Annotated in this window: 18 protein-coding genes and 1 pseudogene; 8 read left to right on the top strand and 11 right to left on the bottom strand. The window is 72.5% G+C overall.

The window, feature by feature from the left end; genetic code table 11:
- Positions 1 to 25: 25 nt before the first annotated feature.
- Positions 26 to 1,222, bottom strand: a complete 1,197-nt coding sequence (locus tag ACFOX0_RS06110) for a cysteine desulfurase family protein (protein WP_377543086.1) — start codon at positions 1,220 to 1,222, stop codon at positions 26 to 28.
- A 178-nt stretch (positions 1,223 to 1,400) separates the two neighbouring features.
- Here ACFOX0_RS06110 and ctaC point away from each other — a divergent pair, with 178 nt between their 5' ends.
- Together ctaC and ACFOX0_RS06100 are read left to right on the top strand one after the other, a co-directional pair.
- A complete protein-coding gene (gene ctaC, locus ACFOX0_RS06105) occupies positions 1,401 to 2,339 on the top strand; it encodes an aa3-type cytochrome oxidase subunit II (protein WP_377542603.1) in 939 nt (312 codons plus the stop codon).
- A gap of 11 nt (positions 2,340 to 2,350) precedes the next feature.
- Entirely contained in the window at positions 2,351 to 2,776 is a 426-nt protein-coding gene (locus ACFOX0_RS06100; RefSeq protein WP_377542601.1) for a cytochrome c oxidase subunit 4, read from the top strand.
- Positions 2,777 to 2,884: 108 nt separating this feature from the next.
- On the opposite strand, the gene ACFOX0_RS06095 is transcribed toward ACFOX0_RS06100, so the two are convergent.
- The 4 genes from ACFOX0_RS06095 to ACFOX0_RS06080 all read right to left on the bottom strand — a co-directional run bounded on the left by ACFOX0_RS06095 (position 2,885) and on the right by ACFOX0_RS06080 (position 6,288).
- Positions 2,885 to 3,559: a DUF4142 domain-containing protein gene (locus ACFOX0_RS06095; protein ID WP_377542599.1), complete on the bottom strand. Its 675-nt coding sequence runs from the start codon at positions 3,557 to 3,559 to the stop codon at positions 2,885 to 2,887.
- Positions 3,560 to 3,694: 135 nt separating this feature from the next.
- Positions 3,695 to 4,753, bottom strand: a complete 1,059-nt coding sequence (gene trpD, locus ACFOX0_RS06090) for an anthranilate phosphoribosyltransferase (protein ID WP_377542598.1) — start codon at positions 4,751 to 4,753, stop codon at positions 3,695 to 3,697.
- Positions 4,754 to 4,826: 73 nt separating this feature from the next.
- On the bottom strand, positions 4,827 to 5,237 hold the full coding sequence (locus tag ACFOX0_RS06085; RefSeq protein ID WP_377542596.1) for a hypothetical protein: 411 nt from the start codon (positions 5,235 to 5,237) through the stop codon (positions 4,827 to 4,829).
- 106 nt (positions 5,238 to 5,343) lie between these two features.
- Entirely contained in the window at positions 5,344 to 6,288 is a 945-nt protein-coding gene (locus ACFOX0_RS06080) for a cytochrome c oxidase assembly protein (protein WP_377543084.1), read from the bottom strand.
- A gap of 129 nt (positions 6,289 to 6,417) precedes the next feature.
- On the opposite strand from ACFOX0_RS06080, the gene ctaE reads away from it, so the two are divergent.
- The 4 genes from ctaE (at position 6,418) to qcrB (ending at position 10,637) form a co-directional block, all read left to right on the top strand.
- Positions 6,418 to 7,017, top strand: coding sequence for an aa3-type cytochrome oxidase subunit III (ctaE, locus tag ACFOX0_RS06075; protein ID WP_377542595.1), 600 nt, complete (start codon positions 6,418 to 6,420; stop codon positions 7,015 to 7,017).
- A 76-nt stretch (positions 7,018 to 7,093) separates the two neighbouring features.
- The gene (gene qcrC / locus ACFOX0_RS06070; RefSeq protein WP_377542593.1) at positions 7,094 to 7,939 is read left to right on the top strand and encodes a cytochrome bc1 complex diheme cytochrome c subunit; all 846 of its coding nucleotides are present in this window, start codon (positions 7,094 to 7,096) and stop codon (positions 7,937 to 7,939) included.
- Positions 7,936 to 9,021: a cytochrome bc1 complex Rieske iron-sulfur subunit gene (gene qcrA, locus ACFOX0_RS06065; RefSeq protein ID WP_377542592.1), complete on the top strand. Its 1,086-nt coding sequence runs from the start codon at positions 7,936 to 7,938 to the stop codon at positions 9,019 to 9,021. Before qcrC ends, qcrA begins: the two co-directional genes overlap by 4 nt.
- On the top strand, positions 9,018 to 10,637 hold the full coding sequence (gene qcrB, locus ACFOX0_RS06060) for a cytochrome bc1 complex cytochrome b subunit (RefSeq protein WP_377542591.1): 1,620 nt from the start codon (positions 9,018 to 9,020) through the stop codon (positions 10,635 to 10,637). The genes qcrA and qcrB overlap by 4 nt, the downstream gene beginning before the upstream one ends.
- 80 nt (positions 10,638 to 10,717) lie before the next feature.
- Here the strand turns inward: qcrB and ACFOX0_RS06055 are convergent, their stop codons facing one another.
- The 5 genes and pseudogenes from ACFOX0_RS06055 to ACFOX0_RS06035 all read right to left on the bottom strand — a co-directional run bounded on the left by ACFOX0_RS06055 (position 10,718) and on the right by ACFOX0_RS06035 (position 16,454).
- Positions 10,718 to 11,005, bottom strand: a complete 288-nt coding sequence (locus ACFOX0_RS06055) for an Lrp/AsnC family transcriptional regulator (protein WP_377542589.1) — start codon at positions 11,003 to 11,005, stop codon at positions 10,718 to 10,720.
- Between the two features lie 88 nt (positions 11,006 to 11,093).
- A complete protein-coding gene (locus ACFOX0_RS06050) occupies positions 11,094 to 11,999 on the bottom strand; it encodes a nucleotidyltransferase family protein (RefSeq protein WP_377543082.1) in 906 nt (301 codons plus the stop codon).
- A 185-nt stretch (positions 12,000 to 12,184) separates the two neighbouring features.
- Positions 12,185 to 12,706: pseudogene (locus ACFOX0_RS06045) on the bottom strand (NUDIX hydrolase); the annotation flags it as partial.
- Between the two features lie 73 nt (positions 12,707 to 12,779).
- Entirely contained in the window at positions 12,780 to 14,564 is a 1,785-nt protein-coding gene (locus tag ACFOX0_RS06040) for a RelA/SpoT family protein (RefSeq protein WP_377543080.1), read from the bottom strand.
- Between the two features lie 123 nt (positions 14,565 to 14,687).
- Positions 14,688 to 16,454, bottom strand: a complete 1,767-nt coding sequence (locus ACFOX0_RS06035; RefSeq protein WP_377542587.1) for a DEDD exonuclease domain-containing protein — start codon at positions 16,452 to 16,454, stop codon at positions 14,688 to 14,690.
- 180 nt (positions 16,455 to 16,634) lie between these two features.
- On the opposite strand from ACFOX0_RS06035, the gene ACFOX0_RS06030 reads away from it, so the two are divergent.
- Entirely contained in the window at positions 16,635 to 17,990 is a 1,356-nt protein-coding gene (locus tag ACFOX0_RS06030; RefSeq protein WP_377543078.1) for an NYN domain-containing protein, read from the top strand.
- 38 nt (positions 17,991 to 18,028) lie between these two features.
- On the opposite strand, the gene ACFOX0_RS06025 is transcribed toward ACFOX0_RS06030, so the two are convergent.
- Positions 18,029 to 18,262, bottom strand: coding sequence for a hypothetical protein (locus ACFOX0_RS06025; RefSeq protein ID WP_377542585.1), 234 nt, complete (start codon positions 18,260 to 18,262; stop codon positions 18,029 to 18,031).
- A 377-nt stretch (positions 18,263 to 18,639) separates the two neighbouring features.
- On the opposite strand from ACFOX0_RS06025, the gene ACFOX0_RS06020 reads away from it, so the two are divergent.
- Complete coding sequence (locus ACFOX0_RS06020) at positions 18,640 to 19,923, top strand: M48 family metalloprotease (protein ID WP_377542583.1); 1,284 nt, start codon at positions 18,640 to 18,642, stop codon at positions 19,921 to 19,923.
- The last annotated feature ends 21 nt before the right edge of the window (positions 19,924 to 19,944 follow it).

Below are 19,944 nucleotides of genomic sequence, written 5' to 3'. Positions count from 1 at the left end.
GCCTGCGGCGGGGTGGGTGGCTCGGTCACAGGTCGGTCACCCCAGCCTCGGCGCGCAGATCGGCCACCACCCGCGGCAGCACCGCCAGGAAGCGGTCCACCTCGGCCTCGGTGCTGCCCGGGTGCAGCGAGATCCGGACGTTGCCGTGCGAGAGCACCCCCATCGCCTCCAGCACGTGCGACGGCCGCAGCGTCGAGGAGGTGCAGGACGAGCCGGAGGACACCGCGAAGCCGCGCCGGTCCAGCGCGTGCAGCAGGGCCTCGCCGTCCACGTACAAGCAGGAGAAGGTGACCAGGTGGGGGAGGCGGTCGTCCGGGTCGCCGACCACCTCGACGTCCGGCACGGTGGCCGGCACCACCCGCCGGATCCGCTCCACCAGGCCGGCGAGCCGGGCGGCCTGGTCGGCCGCCTCGGCGCTGACCGCCCGCAACGCGGCCGCCGCCGCCACGATCGCCGGCAGGTCCGGCACCCCGGGGGTACGACCGGCCTCCCGCTCGTCCGCCGGGTACGGCGACTCCCAGCGGGTGCCCTTGCGCACCACCAGCACCCCGACGCCGGGCGGTCCGCCCCACTTGTGCGCGCTGGCCGACAGCACCGACCAGCCCGCCGGCAGCGGCACCCGGCCGACCGACTGGGCCGCGTCCACGTACAGCGGGACGCCGTGCGCGGCGCAGGCCGCGGCGGCCCGCTCGACCGGCTGGACGGTGCCCACCTCATGGCTGGCGCTGATCAGGGCGGCCAGCGCCACCCCGGGCGCGGCCACCGCCGCCGACCAGGCGGCCAGGTCCAGCCGGCCGAGCCGGTCCACCGGCACCGGCACGGCCGCGCCACCGGCGTCGACGTGCCGCCGCGCGGCGTGCAGCACCGCGGAGTGCTCGATCGCCGAGTGCACCAGCGTCGCCCCGGCCCGGCGGCGACCGGCCAACCCGCCCAGCACCGCCGCGTGCGCGGCCGTGGTGCCGCTGCCGGTGAAGGAGAGCTCGTCCGGGCGTACCCGGAGCACCTCGGCGGTGGCGGCCCGCGCCGCGTCGAGCAGCTGGCGGGCCCGGCGGGCCCGCGCGTAGAGCCGGGCGGGGTCCGCCCAGCCGTCGTCGAGCGCGGCCAGCAGCGCCTGCCGCGCCACCGGGTGCGGCGGCGCGGCGCTGGCCGCGTCGAAATACGCGGCCGGGGCGCCCGCGGGGGCGGCGCCGGGGGCGCCCGGCGGCGGTGAATCGGGTGACATGCTCACCCCTGGAACGGTATCCGGCCAGCCGGCGGACAAGATCCCCGACGGCCGGACACGGCACCCCCAGGCCGTTCATCCTGTGAAGGTCGAGTAATCTGCGACCGTCGGTGACGCCTTTGCCGCCGGTGCGGAACACCAACAGACATCGGGCGGCGCGCTAGGGAGGCAGGACCAGGTGGTCGCAAGGGGTTCGGAGGTACGGCCGCGCAGCCAGCGGCGTGGTGCGGGGCGCCTCGTCGGGGTGAGTCTCGGTGCAGCGGTCCTGCTGACCCTGCTCACCGGATGTGACGTCGGCAAGACGTTCGACGGCTTCGGCTGGCCGCAGAACGGCATCACGCCCGAGGCACACCGGATGTACGACCTGTGGATCGCCTCCACGATCGCCGCCCTGGCGGTCGGCGTCTTCGTCTGGGGCCTGATCTTCTGGTGTGTGATCCGCTACCGCAAGCGCGGCGACGCGCTGCCGGTGCAGACCCGGTTCAACATGCCGATGGAGTTCCTCTACACCATCGCGCCGATCCTCATCGTCGCCGTGCTCTTCTACTACACGGCCATCGTGCAGACCGGCGTCGACAAGGTCGACCGGCCGGGTGAGCAGCCGATCGTCGTCGAGGTCGTGGCGTTCAAGTGGAACTGGCAGTTCAACTACCGGGACGGCAAGGGCAAGGAGGCGAAGACCGTCGCCTCGACCCTGGGCACCAGCGACGTCATCCCGGTGCTGGTGCTGCCCACCGGCCGGCCGATCCGGTTCGAGGAGACCAGCAAGGACGTCATCCACTCGTTCTGGGTGCCGGAGATGCTGTTCAAGCGGGACGTCTTCCCGGGCAACGTCCGGAACGTCTTCGAGGTCTCCCAGCTGGAGACCGAGGGCGCGTACGTCGGCCGGTGCGCCGAGCTGTGCGGCACCTACCACTCGATGATGAACTTCGAGCTGCGGGTGGTGTCGCCGGACAAGTACGACCAGTTCATGGCGGCCAAGACGGCGGGCAAGTCGACCCAGGAGGCGCTCCAGTCGATCGGCGAGGACCCGTTCGCCACGAAGACGCACCCCTTCGACACCAAGCGGAACGACCGTAACTTCAACAAGACCAGCGCCGCGGGCGCCGGGAACTGAGGGCGGGGCTCATGAAATCCGAGTGGCGGGTCTTCAGCATCGTCGCGTTCTTCCTGCTCGCGGTCGCCGGCATCTACGCGGGCTGGACGTACGGCTTCAACGGGCACCTCGAGTGGATCGGTTCGGTGGCGCTGCTGCTGTCCTTCCTGCTCTGCTCGATGCTCGCCGGGTTCTTCTGGTTCGTCTCCCGGCGGATCGACCTGCGGCCGGAGGACCGGCCGGACGCGGACATCTCCGAGGGCGCGGGCGAGGTCGGCTTCTTCAGCCCGGGCAGCTACTGGCCGTTCGGGCTGGCCCTGGCGGCCACCATCGCCGGCCTGGGTCTGGTGTTCTGGCAGGCCTGGCTGATCGGCGTCGGCGCGATCGCGGTCATCTTCAGCGCGTGCGGCCTGCTGTTCGAGTACTACTCCGGCACCCGGCGCACCGCGGAGCACTGACACCGAGCACCACCGGCACCGAGCACCATCGATACACCCCGGGGCCCGTCCGCCGGCCGATCAACGATCGAGCCGGGGGACGGGCCCCGGTGGCGTGTCCCGCCGGGCTCAGGTGGTGACCGGAGCCGGCGACTCGGTGCTACCCGGAGCGGGTTCCTCCGTGCTGCCCGGAGCGGGCGACTCGGTCGGCGTACCGCTCGGGCTCGGCGAGCCGGAGCTGACCCCCGGGGCCGGAGCCGACCCGCTCGGAACCGGGATGCCCAGGCTCTGGGCCAGCGTCTGGAGCGCCTCCAGGTGCGCCTGCAGGACCGGCAGCGCCTGCTGCGCCAGCTGCTTCACCGGCGGATCCGTGCCCTCGTTGATCTCGGTCTGGGTGGCCTGGATGGCCTTCTGGTGGCCCACCAGCTCGGCGGTCACCCACTGCGTGTCGAACGCGGTACCGGTCTGACCCTGCAGCTGGTTCAGGACCGCCTGCTGGTCGTTGGTGGGCGCGTTCGGCAGGGTCACGTTCGCCTGCTTGGCGGTGTTCTGCACCGCTTGGTCCAGCTGGGTGTGGTCCGTGACGAACTGCGTCGCCAGGTCCTTGACCTGCTGGTTGGACGCCTTCTGCTGGGCCAGGTTGCCACCGGCGATTTCGGCCAGATTGACCTGGTGAAGGGTCTGCAGGTACTGCGTGTCCTGCTGGGCCGGCGACGGCGATGGCGTGGCAGCGCTGGCGGCGACCGGTGCCAGGCCCAGCACCACCAGTCCAGCCACCACTGCTAGGCGTTTGACACCCAACATTTCGTTCCCCCCTCTGGTCGTTGGACTGCGGGGGTACCCGGTTCGCGCCGGGACACGCGGATCGATCCCATTCGGGTTTGCCGCGTCGCCGGGCGTGTGACCCGGCGTCAACCGGGTAACCGGATCAGCTCCGGTCTACTCGGCGGCCTTCGCGGCCCGGGCCACCTCGACCCAGCGGTCCAACGCCCGGCCGGCGGCACCCGAGTCGATCGACGCGGCGGCCCGGTCCAGGCCGGCCCGCATGGCGTCCCGCAGGTCGCCGGTGACCCCGTCCCGGGCGGCCAGGGCCGCGGCGGTGTTCACCAGGACGGCGTCCCGTACCGGTCCGGTCTCGCCGGCCAGCAGCCGGCGTGCCACGTCGGCGTTGAAGGCCGCGTCCCCACCCCGCAGCGCGCCCGGCTCGGAGCGCGGGACGCCGAGCTCCGCGGCGTCCGCCACGGTCTCCCGGACGGTGCCGCCGGTGGCGATCCAGACCCGGGTCGGCGCGCCGGTGGAGAACTCGTCGAGACCGTCCTCACCCCGCATCACCAGCACCGAGTCGCCGCGCGCGGCGAACACCCGGGCCATCACCCCGGCCATCCGGGGATCGAAACAACCGACCGCCCCGGCCCGGGGACGGCCGGGGTTGGTGAGCGGACCGAGGAAGTTGAAGAAGGTGGGCACGCCGAGTTCCCGCCGGGTGGCGGCCGCGTGTCGCATGCCGGGGTGGAACCGGGCGGCGAAACAGAACCCGATGCCCGCCTCGTGCACGCACCGGGCCACCCCGGCCGGACCGAGGTCGATCGGTACGCCGAGGAACTCCAGCAGGTCGGCGGCGCCGCACTTGGAAGAGGCGGCCCGACCGCCGTGCTTGACCACCCGTACGCCGGTGCCGGCCAGCACGATCGCGGTCATGGTGGAGATGTTGACGGTGTGCGCCCGGTCCCCACCGGTGCCGACCACGTCGACGGCGTCGGCCCGGAGCTCGTCGGCCAGTTCCACCGGGGTGGACGCGGCCAACATCCCCTCGACCAGGCCGGCCAACTCGTCCGGGGTCTCACCCTTGGCGCGCAGCGCGAGGGCGAAGCCGGCGATCTGCGCCGGGGTCGCCGAGCCGGTGAAGATCTCACCCATCGCCCAGGCCGTCTCGTCGGTCGACAGTTCCGCACCGCGCAACAGCGTCGTCAGCAGGTGCGGCCAGGTCCGTTCGCCCATGGCGGGCCTCCCGAGCGGGCGATGGGTCGGTGCGGGGGCGGTGGAGCGGGTGGAGCGGCCCGTACGGGCGGGCTCAGGCGGCGGTGATCGCGCCGTCGGCCCGCTGGCGCAGCAGGCCGGCCACGGTCTTGCCGGTGGTCACCGGGTCGAGCGGGTGCACCAGGGTGGCGTCCACCCGGGCGTACGCGGCGAGCCATCGGTCGGCGGCCCGGGCGATCACCACGCAGGTGGGCGGGGCGTCGTCCCGATCGTCCTTGATCTGCCGGGCGATGCCGAGCCCGCCGCCCGGGCTGGCCTCGCCGTCGAGCAGCATCAGGTCGATCTCGTAGTCGTCCACCAGCCGCACGCATTCCTGGTACTCGGCGGCCTCGACGAACTCGACCCGCAGGTCGCTGGCGGGCCGGGTGCCCACGGCGAGCCGCATCCGGTCACGGACCTCGGGGTCGTCGCTGTAGAGCAGGACGGTGTAAAGACGATCGCTCATCGGTCGCAAGGCTCCCACGTCGTAGCTGCACGGTGATCGTACCGGTCCGGCCGCGACCGGTCGGTTCCGGCCGCCTCCGCGGCCGTCCGGCGGGAGTCCGGCCCGGTCAGGGTGCCGGTGCGGACGAGGCCCCGGCGGCCCGGTCGCGGGCCTCCTGCCGGTCGAGTTCCCGGTCGACCCGGCGGGCCTCCCGCTCGGACTGGCGCATCCACTGCACCACCAGCACGGCCAGCATCGCCACGCTGACGAACTCGCCGCCGGCCCAGAGGATCCCGCCGGCGATCTTCTGGTCGGTCCACGGGTCGGCCCAGCCCAGCCGCAGGTTCGGGTACCAGTCGCCGGCGAACAGCAGGGTGGACTGCATCACGGTCAGCCCGAGTACGGTGTGGAACGGCACCGACAGCAGCATCAGCAGCGCCCGGCCCGGGTACGGCCAGCGGCCGGGCAGCGGGTCGAGCCCGACCAGCGGCCAGAAGAACAGGCAGCCGGTGAGGATGAAGTGCGCGTGCAGCAGTTCGTGCACCCACTCGTGCTCCAGGGTCACCCGGTAGAGGGCGGTGAAGTAGAGCACGAACGGGTTGACCACGAAGATGGCGAACGCCACCAGCGGAAAAGACATGATCTTGGCCACTCGGCTGTGCACCATCGCCAGCACCCGGCGCCGGGGCGCCCCGGTGAGTGTCCGCAGGGCCAGCGTGATCGGCGCGCCGAGCGCGAGGAAGATCGGCGCGACCATCGAGAGCACCATGTGCTGCGCCATGTGCACCGACAGCAGGGTGGTGTCGTAGCTGCCGATCCCGGTGAGCGTGACCAGGCCGATCCCGCCGAGGCCGGGGCCGAGGAAGAACACCGTCCGCAGCGCCGGCCAGTGGTGGCCGCGGGCCCGCAGCCGGTGCACCCCGTACAGGTAGCAGCCGGCGGCCAGCACCAGGCCGACCGCCAGCCAGTTGTCCAGGGAACTCTCGGTCACGGCGGTGGTCACCGAGAACGGTGGCAGGGCGCGCTCCGCGCCGGCCGGCCCGGCGGCCGGCAGGCCCGGGGCGACGGCGATGGCCGGGGCGAGGCAGAGCACGGGATCCAGGCTATGCCGGCGCGGGCGGATCGGGTCGGCATCCCCGATAGTTGCCCAAGTTGGCCACCCCGACGATCGCCCGTGCTGATCGGGGGCAATAATGACCGCGTGACTGCGGCCCCAGCGATTGACAAGAGCCGGATCCACTCCCTGACGCGCCCCAACATGGTCAGCGTCGGGACGATCGTGTGGCTCTCCAGTGAGTTGATGTTCTTCGCGGCGCTGTTCGCGATGTATTTCTCCATCCGGGCGGCGGCGCCGGAGCTCTGGCAGGAGCACACCGAGATCCTCAATATCCCGTACGCCACGTTCTTCACGGTGATCCTGGTGCTCTCCTCGGTGACCTGCCAGCTCGGCGTGTTCGCGGCCGAGCGGGGAGACGTGCACAAGCTCCGGTTCTGGTTCTCGGTGACCTTCGTGATGGGTCTGGTCTTCGTGCTCGGCCAGCTCAACGAGTACAGGACCCTGGTGCACGAGGGCGTCAAGATCAACGCCGACGGGTACGGCTCGACGTTCTACCTGACCACCGGCTTCCACGGGTTGCACGTGACCGGTGGTCTGATCGCCTTCGTCATCTTCATGATCCGCACCACCATGGGGCGGTTCACCCCGGCGCAGGCCACCTCGGCGATCGTCGTGTCCTACTACTGGCACTTCGTCGACGTGGTGTGGATCGCCCTGTACGGGATGATCTACTGGCTCCAGTGATCTTGGCGACGTCACATTTCGCGCCGCCGCACCGTCCCTGAGACAAGGTCGAGAAAACCGTTAAGGACTGAAGGCCATGACATCTGACACCCCCGACCGCAAGGGCGGCCTGCTGGCGCGGCTGCGCCGCGGGCGGTCCGCGCCGCGCAGCAGGGGCCGCCGGCGGCTGGGCGCCACGGTCCGGCTGCTCGCCGCGCTGACCCTGGCCGGCGGTGCCTACACCGTGTTCGCGCCCGGGATGCAGGCCCAGGCGCAGGAGGCCGCACCGATCACCGGCGCCGCCGCCGACGGCAAGGCGCTGTTCGACGTGAGCTGCGTTTCCTGCCACGGCCGCAACGCGCAGGGCGTCGAGGGGCGCGGTCCCAGCCTGGTCGGCGTGGGCTCGGCCGCCGTGGAGTTCCAGGTCGGCACCGGCCGGATGCCGATGGCCCGCCAGGAGGCGCAGGCCGAGCGGAAACCCCCGGTCTTCACCGACGAGCAGATCCGCCAGCTCGGCCAGTACATCCAGGAACTCGGCGGCGGCCCGCAGGTGCCGCAGGGCACCCTGGCCAACCCCGACGCGGTCGCCGAGGGCGGCCGGTTGTTCCGGATCAACTGCTCGTCCTGCCACGCCTTCAGCGGTGGCGGCGGGGCGCTCTCCTCGGGCAAGTACGCCCCCAACCTGCGTCCGGCGACGGACCGGCAGATCTACGCCGCGATGCTCACCGGACCGCAGAACATGCCGGTCTTCGGCGACAACCAGCTGCGGCCGGACGAGAAGGCCGCGCTGATCGCGTACATCCAGAAGACGCTCAAGGAGGACCAGGACCCGGGCGGCTTCAACCTCGGCCGGTACGGCCCGGTCACCGAGGGGGTGGCGATCTTCCTGGTCGGCATCGTCGCGCTGGTCTTCGCCAGCCTGTGGATTGCGGGTAAGTCATGAGCACTCACGGCGACACCCAGGCGCCCGCCGCCGGGCAGAAGCCGGTCGACCTCGACGACCCGGGGCTGACCCGGTTCGACATCGTCCGCGAGGGCGCGCGCCGGGACGACATCGAGATCGTCCACTACGAGCCGCCGTTCCCGGTCCCCGGCACCAAGGCCGAGCGCCGGGTCGTCCGGGCGATTACCCTCCTCTTCCTGATCGCCGGGCTGGCCTCGCTGGTCTTCCTGGTCGCCTACATCTGGTGGCCCTGGGAGTACGACAAGGGCAGCTACGGCTTCTACACGCCCATCCTCGGGGTGTCGCTGGGCATCGCGCTGCTCGGCATCGGCTTCGGCATCCTCGCCTGGGGCAAGAAGCTGCTGCCCCGGGAGGTGTCGATCCAGGACCGGCACGAGGGCGCGTCGCCCGACGAAGACCGCAAGATCACCGGCCAGACCATGATGTACATGGCCGACGAGATGGGCATCAAGCGGCGCCCGGTGCTGGGCCTCGCCGCGGCCGCCGGCCTGGCGCCGATCGGCCTGGTCCTCGCCGCGCCGCTGGTCGGCGGGATGATCAAGCAGCCGCACAAGGACAACCAGTACTTCCGCACCGGCTGGGCGCCGAACGACAAGGGCAAGATCAAGCTCACCCGTGAGGACGCCACCCCGATCCGGCCGGCGGACGTGAGCGTCGGTGGTCAGATGACCGTCTTCCCGGGCATCCCGGGCGGACACAGCAACGAGCACGCGGACTCCCCGGTGCTGCTGATCCACCTGCGCGAGGCGGACGCGTTGGCGGCCAAGGCCGCCAACGAGCGGGCCGGCAATGCCAACTACATGTACGGCAACTTCATCGCGTACTCGAAGATCTGCACCCACGCCGGCTGCCCGGCCAGCCTGTACGAGCAGCAGACCAACCGGTTGCTCTGCCCGTGCCACCAGTCGCAGTTCTCGATCATCGACAACGCCCAACCGATTTTCGGCCCCGCCAGCCGCAGGCTGCCGCAGCTCCCGCTAGAGGTGGACGAGAGCGGCTTCTTCGTGGCACGGTCGGACTTCACCGAGACTGTCGGGCCCGACTTCTGGGAGCGGCCATGAAGCGCCGAAAGTTCGATCCGGCAGCGCTGCCGGGCAAGGCCGCCGGTGAGGTGGACGACCGGCTCCAGGTGGCCACCCCGCTGCGCCGACTGCTGAACAAGGTCTTCCCGGACCACTGGTCGTTCCTGCTCGGCGAGATCGCGCTGTTCTCGTTCATCGTGCTGCTGCTGACCGGTGTCTTCCTGACCTTCTTCTTCGAGCCGTCGATGAAGGAGGTGGTCTACAACGGCAGCTTCACGCCGCTGCGTGGCACCACCATGTCCGCGGCGTACGAGTCGAGCCTGAACCTGACGTTCGACGTCCGCGGTGGCCTGGTCATGCGGCAGATGCACCACTGGGCCGCGCTGCTGTTCATGGCGTCCATCGTGGTGCACATGATGCGGATCTTCCTCACCGGCGCGTTCCGCAAGCCGCGTGAGCTGAACTGGATCATCGGCTACCTGCTGTTCTGGATCGGCTTCCTGGCCGGCTTCACCGGCTACTCGCTGCCGGACGACGGCCTGTCCGGCACCGGCCTGCGGATCGCCTCGGCGATCATGCTCTCCATCCCGGTGATCGGCACCTGGGTGACCACGGCGATCTTCAACGGCGAGTTCCCCGGCACGATCATCATCAGCCGGTTCTTCATCGCCCACGTGCTGCTGATCCCGGGCCTGCTGGTGGCGCTGATCAGCGTCCACCTCGGCCTGGTCTTCAAGCAGAAGCACACCCAGTGGCCCGGCCCCGGCCGGACCAACTCGAACGTGGTCGGCGAGCGGATGTTCCCCCGCTACGCGCTCAAGCAGGGCGGCTTCTTCATGCTGGTGTTCGGCGTGATCGCCCTGCTCGGCGGGTTGTTCCAGATCAACCCGATCTGGCTGTTCGGCCCGTACGAGGCGGCGGTGGTCTCCGCGGCCAGCCAGCCCGACTGGTACGTGATGATGCTGGACGGGTCGACCCGACTCATGCCGGCCTGGGAGATCAACATCCCGATCGGTGACGGCTACGTCATCCCACCGATCTTCTGGCCGACCGTGGTGCTGCCCGGCCTCCTGACGATGCTGCCGCTGGCGTACCCGTTCATCGAGGCACGGCTGAACAAGGACCGGAAGAGCCACAACCTGCTCCAGCGGCCCCGGGACGTACCGGCCCGGACCGCGCTCGGCGCGATGGCGGTGGCGTTCTTCCTGGTGCTGACCCTGTCCGGCGGCAACGACGTGATCGCGGACAAGTTCTTCATCAGCCTGAACGCGATGACCTGGGCCGGCCGGATCGGGCTGATCATCCTCCCGCCGCTGGCGTACTACTTCACCTACCGGCTCTGCCTCGGTCTGCAGCAGCACGACCGGGAGGTGCTGGTGCACGGCGTGGAGACCGGCATCATCCGCCGGCTGCCCGACGGGCGCTTCGTCGAGGTGCACCAGCCGCTGGCCGGCGAGGGCCACGCCGAGCTGGAGTACGCCGGCTGGGTGGTCCCGAAGAAGATGAACCGGTTGGGCGCGCTCGGCCCGGCCATCAAGGGCTTCTTCAAGCCGATCGAGGAGCCGGTCGAGGCGCCCGTCTCGCCGGGGCACCCGCCGGTGTCCCCGCGCGAGGATCACGCCGAGATCGGCGGCGGCGAGCGGCGCGACCACTAGCCGCACCGCGACCGTACGACGAAGGGCGTGGCGCCCGCCGGGAGGTCCCGGCGGGCGCCACGCTCCTTCTGGTCGGCCGCTCAGTCGGCGTCGGCGAGGCCGATGGCGAACGCCTCTTCGAGGTCGTGCTGGGAGTAGGCCCGGAACGCGATGTGCGACTCGGTGTTCACCACGCCGGGCACCCTGGAGATCCGCCCGGCGATGACGTCGGCGATCTGCTCGAACTCGCGGACCCGGACCACCGCGATCAGGTCGCGGTTGCCGGCGACCGAGTAGACCTCGCTGACCCCGGACAGGGCGGCGAGAGCCTCGGCCACCTCCGGGATCGAGTCGGTAGCGCAGTCGATCAGGACGATCGCGGTGATCACCGAACGAACTCCTCTCCGTGGTCGCCCGGCCGGGCCGGTCGGGCCGCCGGCGAGGGCGCTGTCATGCGTAGCCGTCGGCTCCGCCCGTTCATGCTAGAGGCTGCGTCGGCGGCTCTCCTGCCGGAGGCCGCACGGCATGGCACGGCAGCGTCCGGTCACGGTCGAACCGGACCGCGTCGGTGAGGTGCTCGCCCTCGTCGACCACACCGCCCGGCCACACCACGGCCCGGGTGACGGCGCCGCGCACCACCGCGCCCGGCCCGATCACCGCCCGCTCGCAGCGGCCGGTCACCGTGGCGTCCGGATGGATCAGGTTGCCGTCGCCCGCGGCGTGCAGGTTCGCTGTCAGGTAGTCGCCCGGCGTCCCGGTGTCCAGGTACGTGCCGGGATACCGCACCACCTCCAGCTCGCCGGCCGCCTCGGCCGGCCGCCACACGGCCCGGACCAGGTCGGAATGCCGGACCGGCAGGTCCCGGACGTACCGCCAGGGCAGCAGCGAGAAGCCCGCGAACCGGTGCCCGTCGAACGTGCCCGGTTCGCCGGGCTCGGCCGGCTGGCCGAGCAGGCGTACGGTCTCCCCGTCCCAACCGGCCAGCAGCGCGGCGATGTCCGGGCCCGGTGCGGTCCGCGGGTCGGCCAGGTACCCGTCCGAGTTGCCCACCAGGACGCCCCGGCCGGCGATCCAGGGCCGGAGGTTGGCCACCCCGCCGGCGGTGCCCAGCGGGGAACCCGGCTCGACCGAGACGGTGACCCGGTCACCGAGCTGCGTGGCCACCTGGTCACCCAGGTAGCAGGCGTTGACGGCGACCCGGTCGGGGCCGGTCAGGCCGAGCCCGGCGACCCGGGCCAGCACCCGCTCCACCAGCGGCACGTTGCCGACCGGGCAGAGCGCCTTGGGCCGGTGCGCGGTCAGCGGGCGCAGTCGGGTGCCCTCGCCCGCGGCGAGCACGACGGCGCAGATCGCCGGTCCGTCGCCGGTCGCCCGCCCGGCGATCACCGCTGTGCCGGTCCGTGAGCCGGCCCCGGGTCCTCGTCCGTCGGCATCGGCCCGGACTCCGGGCCGGCCGTCGGGGCCGATCCGGATCCGGTGCCGGCCGTGCGGCTCGGTCCGGGCTCCGGGCCGGCCGTGGGGCTCGTGCCGGCCGTCGGGGCCGGGCCGCCGGTCGCCCGGCCGTCCGTGGCGGGTACGGCGTCGGCGGCGAGCGGCCCGATGCCGTACCGGCCGAGCAGCCGGCCGGTGGAGGTGCTCAGCCGGGGCAGGTTGTCGAGCGGGTGCCAGGCGGCCTCGTACACCTCGGCGCCGTCGACTACCAGGTCGGTGGTCGAGGCCGGGACGCTGACCTCGAAGACGCAGTCCACCCAGCCCTTGGCGTGCACCACGGCGTTCGGTACGGCCGGGGTGAGCTGCTCGGGCCGCAGCCGGACGCCGGATTCCTCGGCGAGTTCCCGGGCCGCACCGACCACCGGCGCCTCACCCCGCTGCAGCAGGCCGGCGGGCAGGGTCCAACCCCGGTTGGGCGGCTGACGCAGCAGGAGCAACCGGCGTGGCTCGGTGGCCTCGGCGTCCCAGACGAGGGTCACCGCGCCGACGATGTACTTGGGCACCGCGAGCCGGACCAGCCGGCGGCGCAGGACGTGCGGCAGCCGGTAGAAGACGCCGTACAGCAGGGCCCGGGGGAGGGGGGAGCGGCGGGTGATCACACGCCCAGGCTAGAGGGCCGAGGGCCGGTCCGGCATCCGGGTACGGTGACTCAACGGCGCCGGGTACGGCGACTCACTGGGGATGGTCGACCATCGCGATGAGCTGTTCGACCACGGTGTCCGGGGAGACCTTCCGGTCGAAGACGGCGACCAGCATCGTCTCCAGATCGGGGTAGCCCTGCTCCTCGGACAGTCGCCGCAGCGGCAGGTCGCTGGCCAGGCCACGGTTGTGTTTGCGCAGGGTCAGCCCGATCGCGGCCCGGCCGAGGCGGACCTTGTCCGCGATCGAGATGCCCGGCTCCTGGTGATCGGCGAAGAACCGGTTGATCTGCAGCTGGGCGTGCGGGGACTTGACGAAGCCCAGCCACTCCTTGCGCGGCCCGGGCGGGGCGGCGTTCGCGTCGTAGTCGGTGTGCGACTCGGTCTCCGAGATGATCTCGACGACGTCGCCCTCCTCGAGGGCCGAGCTCAGCGGCACCAGCCGGCCATTGATCTTGGCGGCCAGGCAGTGGTCGCCGCGCGCGTTGCCCAACTCGTACGCGAGGTCCACCGGTGTCGACCCGGCGGGCAGGACGACCTGCCGGCCCTCGGTGAACACCTGGATCTGCGCCTCGGCCAGATCACACCGCAACGAGTCGAGGAACTGGGCCGGGTCGGACGTCTCCTGCTCCCAGTCGAGCACCCGGCGCAGCCAGTCGAGCCGTTCGCCGCTGGGGCCGGTCGCGCCCGCCGCCTTGGGGAAGCGGTAGTCGGCCACCACGCCGTACTCGGCGACCTGGTGCATGCCGCGGGTCCGGATCAGCACCTCGACGGTGCGGTCCTCCGGGCCGGTGACGGTGGTGTGCAGGGACCGGTAGAGGTTGTTCTTGGGGGAGGCGATGAAGTCCTTGAACCGGCCGGGCACCGGGCGCCACAGTCCGTGGATCGAGCCGAGCGCGGCGTAACAGTCGGTGTCCGTACCGTCCACGACCACCGCGATGCGGGGCAGGTCGAACGGTACGACGTGGTCGCCGGCGATGGTGTCCTTCCAGATCGAGTAGTAGTGCCGCGGTCGCGGGTCGACCTTGGCGTCCACCTTGTCCCGGCGCAACGCGACCCGGGCCTCGTTCACCACCCGGTCCAGGTAGGGCGCCCAGTGTGGACGGCCGTGGCTGATGTGCCGGTCGATCCGGGCGTGTTCCTCCGGCTCCAGGTGCATCAGCACCACGTCGTCCAGTTCGCGCTTGAGCACCTGGATGCCGAGCCGGTCGCAGAGCGGGACGAGCACGTCGTGGGTGGCCTTGGCGATCCGGGCCCGGGAGGAGGCCGAGCGGGCGTCGAGGGTGCGCATGTTGTGCAACCGGTCGGCCAGCTTGATGATCAGGACCCGGACGTCCTTGCCGGCCGCGACGATCATCTTGCGGATGGTCTCGGCCTCCGCGCTCTTGCCGTAGAAGGCCTTGTCGAACTTGGTCACCCCGTCGACCAGGTGGGCCACCTCGGGACCGAAGTCGTCGTCCAGGGCCTGCAACGTGTAGCAGGTGTCCTCGACGGTGTCGTGCAGCAACGCCGCGACCAGGGTGGTGTGGTCCATGCCCAGCTCGGCGCAGATCTGCGCGACCGCGAGCGGGTGCGTGATGTACGGGTCACCGCTCTTGCGGAACTGCCCGCGGTGCATGTTGTCCGCGATGGTGTAGGCCCGCCGCAGCAGATTCGGGTCGGTGCCCGGATGGATCGCGCGATGGGTGCGGACCAGCAGGCTCACCGGATCGTCGTCGGTGAGCGGCCAGGACAGCAGGGAACGTAGCCGCCGGGTCAACGGCAGTTCGGCGGGGAGAGCACCTCCGAGGGCGGCGCCGTGGCCGGCGTCGAGTTCCAACGCGGAGAACACCTCCTCAACCTGCTCCGACCCCGCGAAACGCCCGGGGCGCGGGAGCGGGCCACGAAACGGACATGACTGCACTCCCCTAACAGACTAAGTGAGGGTGACTGGTCCGATCGGCTACTTACTCCTAAGGCGTTCGGTCGATAGTTGGGCCGAGGACGCCGCCTCGGCCTTTCCCAGCAGGTCACGGAACCGCGCCGCCCCCCGGGCCGGGGAGGACCACGGGGTCGAGATTTCCACCAGCCGGGTTTCCGGCCGTTCCAACCAGGACAGGATCCGCTCGGTCTCCTCGGCCGAGGCGTTCGGCACCGGCCCGTGGCCGGGCAGCACCGTCTCGGCGGTGGCCCGGGCCAGGTCGAGGACCGGTCGAGGATGGACCCCGGGTGGCGCGGTGGCCGCCGCGGCGAGCCGCCCGTGCCGTACGACGGCGAGCTCCCAGCCCCCGTCGGTCCGCCGCCGGGCGGCCGACAACTCGGCGATCCGGGTGAGCCCGGACAGCCGCTGCATCCGCAGGGTGGCCCGCAGCACCGCCGCCAGCCGGCCGCGCACCACCGCCGCGTCCTCGTACCGCCGCTCGGCGGCCAGGGCGTCGATCCGGGCCAGCAGCGCGTCCACCAGCCGCTGCGGGTCCTCGGCGGTGGCGGTACGGAAGGCGGCCGTGGCGGTGTGCGCGTACTCGGCCACCGAGATCCGGTGCTCGCACGGCGCGGCACACCGGCCCAGCTCGGCCAGCGCACAGGCCGGCGTCGTGGTGCGGGTGGACAGCCGGTGGGTGCACTGGCGCAGCGGGATCGCGTCGTGCACCCCGGCGGCCGCCAGCTCCGCCGTCCGCCGGGAGGCGAACGGCCCGAGGTAGGCGTCGTCCTCCGGCCCGATCGACCGGACGACGGACAGCCGTGGGTACGCCTCGGTGGTCAGCTTGAGCCAGACCACCCGCTCCGGGTACTTGGACCGGCGGTTGTACGGCGGCGCGTGCGCGGCGATCAGTCGCAGCTCGCGTACCTCGGCCTCGAGCGGGTGGGCGCACTCCACCACCTCGACCCGTTCGGCCGCGGCCAGCATCTCGGAGATCCGGGCCCGCTTCTCGCCGGCCGTGAAGTAGCTGCGCACCCGGGTCGCGACGTCCCCCGAGGTGCCGACGTAGAGCGGCCGGTCGTCGGCGGCCCGGAAGATGTAGACCCCCGGCACCCGGGGCAGCCCGTCGGCCAGGTGCCGTTTGCGCCGTTGGGTGGGGGCCACCGCCCGGGCGAAGTCGATCGCCTCGCCCAGCGTGGTCACCCGGTGCCCGCCCAACCGGCCGATCAACGCGTGCAGCACCTCGACGGTGGCCTGGGCGTCGTCCAGGGCCCGGTGGGTCGGCTGGCGGCGGACCCGGAAATAGCTGGCCAGGGTGCCGAGCTTGCGGTTGGGCACCTCGTCGCGGGTCAGCACCCGCCGGGCCAGCGCGGCGGTGTCGAGCACCCGTGGGTCGGGCCAGGAGTAGCCGTGCCGGGCGCAGGCGGCCTTGAGGAACCCCACGTCGTACGGGGCGTTGTGGGCGACCAGCACGGCGTCCCGGAGGAACTCCAGGAAACTGGGCAGCACCACCTCGATCGGCGGGGCGGGCAGCACCATCGCCTGGGTGATGCCGGTCAGCACCGTGATGAACGGCGGGATCGGCTCACCGGGGTTGACCAGGGTGGCCAGCACCCCCAGCTCCTCGCCGCCGCGTACCTTGACCGCGCCGATCTCGGTGATGCCGCCGCCGTCCGGCGCACCGCCGGTGGTCTCCAGGTCGACGACCACGAAGGTGGTGTCGCGCAGGGAAAGGTCGAGCGGTGTCTCGGCGTCCGCGCCGACGAGCAGGCCGTCCAGGGTGCCCTGCACATATTCGCGTTCCGCCACGTACGGCACGGTAGGTCCCCGGTACGACATCCGGCGCGCCGGGTACCGAGGGTGACTCGCGACGCACCAAGCGAGATCATCTGTGTCGTCGGGCGGGGTGACCGGTCGTGGTGGGAGACTTACCCCGTGCCCCTCCCCGATCCGTTCGCCCACGAACACCCCGACGAGGTGGCCGACGCCGTGCCCGGCGTGGGGGAGGGGGCCCTGCCGCCCGGCTCGCCGGCGTCGCCCGACGCCGAACCGGAGCCGGTCCTGCCGGAGCCGGTCCGGCAGCGCATCGTCACGCTGACCGCCGCCGCGCTGCCCGGCCTGACCGCCGACGAACTGCCGGCGCCGCTGCGCCGGGTGGCCAAGTTCGCCCCGAACCGGCGGGCCCGGCTGGGCGGTGCCGCCATCGCGACCCAGCTCGCCGGGGACCCGTTGTTCCGGCAGCGGATCGGCGCCCGGGCCCTGGCCGACGCCGGTGAACTCGGTGCCGCCGTCGTCGACGGCACCGGTCCCGCCGCGGCCGACCCGGTCCAGGTCGCCGCGCTCGCCTACCTGGCCCGGCCGCGGGGCTGGCGGGAACTGGTCGACGCGGCCGGCGCGACGGTACGGGCCGAGGCGGACAGCGCCGTGGTCGCCGAACTGGTCCGGGACGCCGAGTCCCGGGCCACCCGGGCCGAGCACGACCGGGCGATCGCCCGGGTCGAGGCGGACAAGCTCCGCGACGAGTTGGCCCGGGTCCGGGAGGAGCTGGGTCAGCTGCGCGAGGAGGCCCGACTGCAGGCCAAATCGCTGCGCGAGACCCAGGCCAGGGAACGCAAGGCCGCCGAGCTGCTGGCCACCGAGAAGGGCCGAGCCGCCCGGGCCGCCGCCGATCACGAGGCCGAGCTGCGCCGGGTACGGGCCCGGCTGGCCGAGGCGGAGGCGGTCGCCGGGGCCAGTCGGCAGTCGGCCAAGGAGGCCCGCTCGGTCGACGACGCGCGGCTCTGGCTGCTGCTGGAGACCATCGGCCGGGCCGCCGTCGGGTTGCGCCGGGAGTTGGCGCTCGACCCGGCCGACCGGATGCCGGCGGACTTCATCGCCGACACGCTCGCCGACCGGCCCGCCGCGGCGGCGCCGACCCGGGCCCGCGACACCGACGACCCGGCCCGGCTCGACGAGCTGCTCGCCCTGCCCAAGGCGCACCTGGTGGTGGACGGCTACAACGTCACCAAGCGCGGCTTCGGCGAGATGTCGCTGGAGCAGCAGCGCAAGCGGCTGATCAGCGGGTTGGGCGGGCTGGCCGCCCGTACCGGGGACGAGGTGACGGTCGTCTTCGACGGCGCCGAGCGGATCCACGGCCTGCCGCCCGCCCCGCGCGGGGTACGGGTGTTGTTCTCCCGCAAGGGGGAGACCGCGGACGAACTGATCCGCCGGCTGGTCCGGGCCGAGCCACCCGGTCGGCCCGTCGTGGTGATCTCCTCCGACCGCGAGGTCGCCGACGGCGTACGCCGACACGGCGCCTACCCGCTCGGCGCCGACTCCCTCCTGCGCCGCCTCGGCCGTACCTGACCTGCCGCGCCGGAGCGGGCGGGGTCGGAGCGGGCCGGTCAGGCCACCCGGCGGCGGCGCCTGGGCAGCACCCGCAGCGGCGGGTGGGGGACGGACGGGGCCGGGGGGCTGAGCACCTCCACCTCGAAACCGGCCCGGGTGAGCACCTCGATTGCCCGGTCCTCGGCCGGGCCGAGCGCGGCGACCTGCTCCGGCGCGTCGAACAGGGCACTCACCACGCACCCCGAACAGGCCGCGCCGCGCACGGCGCAGCTGTCGCAGTCGATGAGCATCGGATCCCTCCTCAGCGTGCGGTCACCGGGCCCCGTCGCGACCCGACCACCGTCGGTCACATCGACGCTAACCCGCGGGTACGACAAAACCACCCACCGGAGATCACCTCGGTACGGATCCCCGCATCTCTCCGATCAGGCCAAGAGCATCAGTTGCGGAGCCGTCACCGGATCGGTGTGTCGCACCGGAAACCAACTGATGCTCTTGAGCCAACCTGCGTCACGCGGGGCCCGACGTGGTCACGCGGGCCCGACCTGGTCACGCGGGCCCGACCTGGTCACGCCCGGCCCGGCCGGACGGTGGCCTGACCGGCGGCCGGGGGGTGACCACTACGATGGGGCGGCACGTGGCCGGCGGCGGGAAGGGGAGCGTGCCATTGCCTACTTCGCAGCCATCAGTTGCCGACCCTCGGGCCTGGGCGGCCGTGACGCTCGGGGTGCTCGTCCTGGCGCTGCTCGTCGTGGCGGTGCTGCTGGTGCCGTGGGGCCGTCCACCGGCGCCCCGCGCCGACCAACTCGCCGCCCTGCGCGACCTGCCCGCGGCCGAGGTGGCCCGGGGGCGGGCCTTCCACGCCGCGCTGCGCCCCGGCGGCTACGGCGCGACGCTGATCGGTCTGCTGCTCGCCCTGCTGCTCGGCCTCACCCCGCTGGGCGGTCGGCTGGTCGGACTCGTGGCCCGCCCGTTCGGCGACCACTGGATCGCCCAGGCGGTGCTCGGCGGGATCGCCGTGGTGCTGCTGGCCGATCTGGTGGCGCTCCCGTTCGCCGCCTGGCGCCGCACGGTGCTGGTCCGGTACGGGCTGACCACCCAGGGCTGGGGTGGCTGGACCGTCGACCTGGTCAAGTCGTACGCGGTCACCGCGGTGATCGGCGCGGTGGCGCTGCTCGGTTTCTACACCGTCACCCGGCTGGCACCGCGCTGGTGGTGGGCCTTCGGTGCGGCGGGTGCCGCCGCGCTGGTGGTGCTGCTGTCCTTCGTGCTGCCGGTGCTGGTGGAACCGGTCTTCAACCGGTTCACCCCGATGGGGCCCGGGCCGCTGCGCACCGAGCTGATGAACCTGGCCGCCCGGGACGGGGTGCCGGTCCGGGACGTCCTGGTCGCCGACGCGTCCCGGCGGACGACCGCGGTCAACGCGTACGTCTCCGGCCTCGGGCCGACCCGGCGGATCGTCGTCTACGACACCCTGCTGCGCCGGGCGGAGCCGGCCGAGGTGACCAGCGTGGTGGCGCACGAGCTGGGCCACGCCAAGGACCGGGACGTCTTCACCGGCACGCTGCTCGGCGCGCTGGGCGCGGCGGCCGCGGTGGTGGCGCTGTTCCTGCTCGGCTCCTGGACCGGGCTGCTGCGCGCGGCCGGGGTCGACTCGATCGCCCAGCCGCGCGCCTTTCCGCTGCTGCTCGCCCTGGCCACGGTGGCCGCCCTGGTCGCCGCGCCGGTGCAGGCCCTGGTGTCCCGCCGGGTCGAGGCGCGGGCCGACGGGCACGCGCTGGCGCTGACCGGCGACCCGGACACCTTCGAGGCGATGCAGCGCCGGCTGTCCTCGGTCAACCTGGCCGACCCGGACCCGCCGCGCTGGGAGTACCTCTACTCGGCCTCGCACCCGTCCACCGTGGAACGGATCGCCGCCGCCCGGGCGTACGCCCGGATTTCCGGCAAGTGATCCCACCGAAACGAAACCGGT

It is taken from the genome of Micromonospora zhanjiangensis (genome assembly GCF_042650605.1).
GTDB classification, from domain to species: Bacteria; Actinomycetota; Actinomycetes; order Mycobacteriales; family Micromonosporaceae; genus Micromonospora_J; species Micromonospora_J zhanjiangensis.
The sequence above is the reverse complement of the archived record's forward strand: the minus strand, read 5'-3'. Positions and strand labels throughout refer to the sequence as shown.

Bases quoted from the DNA above. Each gene is read 5' to 3' on its own strand.
- ACFOX0_RS06025 (WP_377542585.1), bottom strand. From the start codon at position 18,262: ATGCTCATCGACTGCGACAGCTGCGCCGTGCGCGGCGCGGCCTGTTCG.
- ACFOX0_RS06085 (WP_377542596.1), bottom strand. From the start codon at position 5,237: ATGAGCGATCGTCTTTACACCGTCCTGCTCTACAGCGACGACCCCGAG.
- qcrC (WP_377542593.1), top strand. From the start codon at position 7,094: ATGACATCTGACACCCCCGACCGCAAGGGCGGCCTGCTGGCGCGGCTG.
- qcrB (WP_377542591.1), top strand. From the start codon at position 9,018: ATGAAGCGCCGAAAGTTCGATCCGGCAGCGCTGCCGGGCAAGGCCGCC.
- ACFOX0_RS06100 (WP_377542601.1), top strand. From the start codon at position 2,351: ATGAAATCCGAGTGGCGGGTCTTCAGCATCGTCGCGTTCTTCCTGCTC.
- qcrA (WP_377542592.1), top strand. From the start codon at position 7,936: ATGAGCACTCACGGCGACACCCAGGCGCCCGCCGCCGGGCAGAAGCCG.
- ACFOX0_RS06095 (WP_377542599.1), bottom strand. From the start codon at position 3,559: ATGTTGGGTGTCAAACGCCTAGCAGTGGTGGCTGGACTGGTGGTGCTG.
- trpD (WP_377542598.1), bottom strand. From the start codon at position 4,753: ATGGGCGAACGGACCTGGCCGCACCTGCTGACGACGCTGTTGCGCGGT.
- ACFOX0_RS06110 (WP_377543086.1), bottom strand. From the start codon at position 1,222: ATGTCACCCGATTCACCGCCGCCGGGCGCCCCCGGCGCCGCCCCCGCG.